The sequence below is a fragment of the Actinomadura sp. HBU206391 genome (assembly GCF_014323665.1).
Lineage (GTDB): Bacteria > Actinomycetota > Actinomycetes > Streptosporangiales > Streptosporangiaceae > Actinomadura_C.
Window position 1 is genome coordinate 1 of the sequence record NZ_JABVEB010000341.1, and the last position, 4,967, is coordinate 4,967.

Sequence of the window (4,967 nt, forward strand, 5' to 3'; positions counted from 1 at the left end):
CGTCCTGACCAACTACCTGCCTCGCGACATCGCCGCCGTCACGGCCGACGACCTGTGCCGGCACGGCCTGTACGAGCTCCTGCGCGCGGCCGCGGTGAACCTCCGCATCGCCAACCAGACGATCGGTGCGCGCGGCGCGACCGCGGCGGAGGCCCGCCTGCTCGACGAGCGCCGCGGCGCGCCGCTGCTGACCATGACCCGCACGGCCTACGACGACCAGGGGCGGGCCGTGGAGTACGGAACCCACGTCTACCGCGCCAGCCGCTACTCCTTCGCGCTCACCCTCGTCGAACGCTGAGTCCGGCGGCGTGCGCGGCCGTGGATCAGGAGTCCTCGAGCCGGAACCCCACCTTCATGCCGACCTGGAAGTGCCCGACCTCACCGTCGACGATCTGACCGCGCACCTCGGTCACCTCGAACCAGTCGAGGTGGCGAAGCGTCTCACCGGCCCTGCGGATGCCGTTGCGGACGGCCGCGTCCACGCTCTCCGGCGACGTCCCCACGATCTCGGTCACTCGATACGTACGATCCGTCACTGATTCCTCCTGAAGTCGCTTCTGACAAGTGCTGGGCTTAATCTGGAGGCGTGAGGGTCATTCCCCGGCGCCGTGTAGATATCTACACGGTCACCGACGCGCACCGGCCGATGTCCGAGGACATCGACCATCGGCAGCGGCGCTATCTCGTGTCCATGGGCATCCGGACGGCCTGCTTCCTCCTTGCCCTCTTCTTGACCGGGCACGCACCCCTCTGGGTGGTGGGCGTGCTCATCGTCGGGGCGCTCGTGCTGCCGTACGTCAGCGTCGTGTTCGCCAACGGCGGCCGCGAGCCCGAGAGCGTGGCGCACTTCGACGAGCGCGAAAGCCCGAACCGTAATGAGATTTCCGGACGTCCCCCAGAAATCCAGTCGTGACTTCCCTTGACTAACCCATGGGGGTTTCGGTGTACGATTTGTACCGGCGCTCTGGTCCCCCGTCGGAGCGCCCGTGCCGGTGTTCCGGGCCCCCGTCGGAACACCGATGATGCGACGCCGGGTGGATTGCCCCCGTATCCACCCGGCGTCGCTTTCATTTTGCCCCCAGGCCGTCGCCTCGATGATCCTGACGTGATCCTGACCGGTCCTCTGACTCACCGGCTCTGAACCTGTCTGGCCGGGATCGGCCACGACTTCCGACCGTTATCCCGCCACCGCCGGCTCTGGGGCCTTCCCGGTGGCAGGAGAGCCGTGACGACCGGCCTCGCCGTCCCACCGGCCTCGCCCGGACCGGCGTCGTCGACCGCCGGCGTGGCCTGACACACTTGCGTCGTGACCGATCCCCAAGGCGATGCCCCGCTGTGCTCGGCGAAGGGCTGCGGCGCCGACGCGCGCTGGGGCCTCCGCTGGAACAACCCCAAGATCCACACGCCGGAGCGGCGCAAGGTGTGGCTCGCCTGCGACGAGCACCGCGAGCATCTGTCACAGTTCCTCGACATGCGCGGATTCCTGCGCGACGTCGTCCCGGTGGACGCCCTGGAACCCACTGACGGCTGACCGGGAACGGCCGGCGGCGCGGGCGGCCCGTGGCCGTGCCATAACCCGGGCATTATGCGCTTTCGAGATGAGACGAGCAGTACCTCCTGATCAAGGATTGCCGACGAACCAGGCAACAGGGAGGTCTCGTCCATGTGGAGAGGGAAGGCGGCCAAGGCCGCCCCCGCGCTGGCACTCGCGGCGACGGTGCAGCTGGCGCTGCTGAGCGGACAGGTCCTCAGCGCCGAGGCGGCGAACGCCGACGAGGTGGGCGACGCCACGGTCGTGCCGATCCAGGTCACCGGTGATCCCGCGAAACGGTTCAACTTCGTGATCCTCGGTGACGGTTACACCGAGGCGGACATGCCGAAGTTCCGGGCCGACGTCGACAAGCACCTCAGCACGCTGTGGGCCTTCGAGCCGTGGAAGACCTACCGCAGCTACGTCAACGTCTACGCCGTCGAGATCGTCTCGGGCGAGTCGGGCGTGAGCTGCGACCCGGACCTGACGTCCGCCCGGCGCACCACGCCGCTGAAGATGGGCTTCTGGGGCGGCTGCAATCCCTCGAGCGTCCAGCGCCTGCTCACCGGGAACAACGCCGCGTTCGACACGTACGCGAACCTGGTGACCGGCACGACGAACGCCAACCGGCAGGTGCTGGCGCTCGCCAACAGCACCACGTACGGCGGTGCGGGCGGCAGCAAGGCCACCGCCTCGGGCGGCAACGCACTCTCCTCGTTGATCATGCCGCATGAGATCGGGCACTCGCTCGGGCGGCTGGACGACGAGTACACCTACTACGCGCGCGGTGTCCCGGGCGGCGCCTACACCGGCGGCGAGCCGGACTCGATCCACCACACCCTCCTCACCGAGCGGCAGATGCGCGAGCAGCGGGTGAAGTGGTGGCGTTGGCTGGGCGAGAAGAGCACCTCGGGCGGGGTCATCGGCCGATACGAGGGCGGTCTCTACACCACGTCACAGGTGTGGCGTCCGAGCGAGCACTCGATGATGAAGGTGCTCGGCTACGAACACGACCAGGTGCAGCGCGAGGCCATGACCCAGGCCATCGCGGCGAAGGTCGATCTGATCCAGGACCACACCCCCACCACGGCCGCCATCGGGTCCGACCGGGTGGTGTGGGTCGAGACGCTGCATCCGGCCGACCACACGCTGCGCGTCACGTGGACGCTCGACGGCCGGCAGGTGCCGGGCAGCCGCGACGAGCACAACCTCGACCTGCGGCGGCTCCGGCTGAAGCCCGGAACGCACACCCTCACGGTGACGGTCCTCGATCCGACCTCCTTCGTCCGCGACCCGGCGATCCGCTCCTCGGCCGCACTCACCCGCACCCGCACCTGGACGATCGACACCCGGATCGAAACGGCACCGGACGCGGTCGCGCCCGGCTTCACCGGCACCACCCCGCAGGACTGGAACCTCGCCGCCCACAACGTCGTCCACGCGGAGACCACCCATCCGGCCAGGTCGGTCCCCGTGGTCCGCTGGACCGTGGACGGACGGCGGGTCCGCACCACGGGCAACGACCGCGACCTGGACCTGAAGCGCTTCCGGCTCCGATCGGGCACCCACCGGATCACCGCCACCGTGACCGACCCCGCCGCGCCGCGCGGCGGCGCACAGACGCTCGCCTGGACCGTCGACGCGCAGCGCCCGACCGTGGCCTCCACGCTGTCCCAGCCGGCCCGGACGACGGGTCCGGCCGGCGACCGCGGGTACGTCTTCGACGAGCGGTTCACCATGAGGCTGACGCCTTCGGACACCGGGTCGGGCACGCCCCTGGCGGAGTTCCAGGTGGACGGAGACGGCTGGTACCGCTACTTCGGCTGGCCGACCGACTCGAACGCGCCGTTCCTGTTCACCCCGCTGGGCACGAACATCGACGATCTCGTCTACGGCAAGCTGGGCAAGCCGGTCCGCACGGTCGAATGGGATGCCGTCGCACCGGGATACGGGCGCCACACCATCGAGTACCGCGGCATCGACGCCGCTGGCAACGTCGGCCCGACGCAGAAGTTCACCGTCACCCTGCGCAAGTCCGGGTGATCGATGCCCGTGCCCGTTCCCGGCCCGCCGAGCGCGGCGCCGGGGGACGGGCGGGCGCCGGACGCACGTTCACCCGACCGCCGGGATCGCCGGCGGGCGGGTGGACGGAGGCGGCCGAAGCGGCCTAGCCTCCGCCTGTGCAGCTCGAGTTCCGGCATCTCCGCACTCTGTGCGCCATCGCGGTCGCGGGCAGTCTCACGAAGGCCGCCGCCGTGCTGGGAGTCTCGCAGCCCGCGTTGAGCGCCCAGGTGCGGCGCATCGAGACACTGCTCGGCGGACCGGTGTTCGAACGCAGCCGGCTCGGCGTGGCGCCGACGGCGTTCGGGGAGTTCGTCATCGCCCGGGGACGCACGGCGCTCATGAATCTCGACGAGCTCACCGCCGGCGCCGGCCACGACGCGGGCACGGCGCGGTTCGGCGGTGTCTCGGGGCCCGCGCTGGTGACCGTACTGGAGGGCCTGCGCACGCTGCTGCCCGCGACCCGGATCACGGTGCAGACCGAGCACTCCCCCCGCCTGGTGCACGACCTGCTCGCAGGCCGCCGGGTGGACGCCGCGGCTCTGATCGACTACCCGGGGCGGGAGCTTCCGGCCCTGTCCGGCATCGGCAGCCGGGTGGTCGCCGTCGAACCGGTCTTCGTGGCGCTTCCGGCGGATCACCGGCTCGCCGCGGGCGAGACGGTGCCGCTCGAGGAGCTGGCCGCGGAGCCCTGCGTGCTGCCCCCGCCGGACGGCTCCGGCTGGCCGGAGACCTTCCTCGACGCCTGTGAACAGGCGGGCTTCACCCCCGACGTGCCGCACCGGATGGCCGAACCGTCCGCGCTGTGCGAGCTCATCGTCGCGGGCGGCGTGATCGCGCCGTGCCGCGCGACCTTCCGCGACCGTACGGGCGTGGTGGTCCGGCCACTGGCGGGAGACCCCCTCTGGCTGCGGCATGTGGTCGCCTGGCGGGACGACGGCCCGTTCGCCCCCGCCGCCGAAGAGCTGTGCCGGATCGCCGCGCGGGCGCAGGCTGACGCCGCCGGCGGCCGCCCGCATTACGCGCGCTGGCTCGCCCGCCGGCCCGGCCCGCACAACGCGCGCTGACCGAGGCGGTGCACGCCGTCACGGCCCCCACGGAGCGTGGACCGTACGGCCACGCCGGGCCAGCCAGTCCAGATAGGCCGGGCAGCCGTCGACCACGGCCGCGTAGGCGTCCCTGACCAGCCGGACCAGGGGCTCGGCCGGCCCGGCGAGGGGACCCGCCGGATCCCACGTGACCAGATGGCGCGTTCGCACCGGGTCTCCGGCGAGCGGGCGGACCACGATGTCGCTCCCCGGCTGGAGCGTCGCCTGGCACGGCCAGACGGCCCAGCCCGCAGCGACCAGGCCGCGCTTGGTCTCGGCGTCGACCA

Annotated in this window: 6 protein-coding genes and 1 pseudogene; 5 read left to right on the top strand and 2 right to left on the bottom strand. The window is 71.4% G+C overall.

Annotated elements, in window-relative coordinates:
• Positions 1 to 298, top strand: a 298-nt coding sequence (locus tag HKK72_RS35850) for a UTRA domain-containing protein (RefSeq protein ID WP_187238845.1), incomplete at its 5' end; no start/stop codon positions are given.
• Positions 299 to 323: 25 nt separating this feature from the next.
• On the opposite strand, the gene HKK72_RS35855 is transcribed toward HKK72_RS35850, so the two are convergent.
• The gene (locus HKK72_RS35855; protein ID WP_187238846.1) at positions 324 to 536 is read right to left on the bottom strand and encodes a dodecin; all 213 of its coding nucleotides are present in this window, start codon (positions 534 to 536) and stop codon (positions 324 to 326) included.
• 50 nt (positions 537 to 586) lie between these two features.
• On the opposite strand from HKK72_RS35855, the gene HKK72_RS35860 reads away from it, so the two are divergent.
• The 4 genes from HKK72_RS35860 to HKK72_RS35875 all read left to right on the top strand — a co-directional run bounded on the left by HKK72_RS35860 (position 587) and on the right by HKK72_RS35875 (position 4,659).
• Positions 587 to 913, top strand: coding sequence for a DUF3099 domain-containing protein (locus tag HKK72_RS35860; RefSeq protein WP_187238847.1), 327 nt, complete (start codon positions 587 to 589; stop codon positions 911 to 913).
• A 393-nt stretch (positions 914 to 1,306) separates the two neighbouring features.
• A complete protein-coding gene (locus tag HKK72_RS35865) occupies positions 1,307 to 1,531 on the top strand; it encodes a hypothetical protein (RefSeq protein ID WP_187238848.1) in 225 nt (74 codons plus the stop codon).
• Between the two features lie 132 nt (positions 1,532 to 1,663).
• Positions 1,664 to 3,574: a M64 family metallopeptidase gene (locus tag HKK72_RS35870; RefSeq protein WP_187238849.1), complete on the top strand. Its 1,911-nt coding sequence runs from the start codon at positions 1,664 to 1,666 to the stop codon at positions 3,572 to 3,574.
• A 137-nt stretch (positions 3,575 to 3,711) separates the two neighbouring features.
• On the top strand, positions 3,712 to 4,659 hold the full coding sequence (locus HKK72_RS35875) for a LysR family transcriptional regulator (protein WP_187238850.1): 948 nt from the start codon (positions 3,712 to 3,714) through the stop codon (positions 4,657 to 4,659).
• Positions 4,660 to 4,677: 18 nt separating this feature from the next.
• On the opposite strand, the pseudogene HKK72_RS35880 reads toward HKK72_RS35875, so the two are convergent.
• Positions 4,678 to 4,967: pseudogene (locus HKK72_RS35880) on the bottom strand (hypothetical protein); the annotation flags it as partial.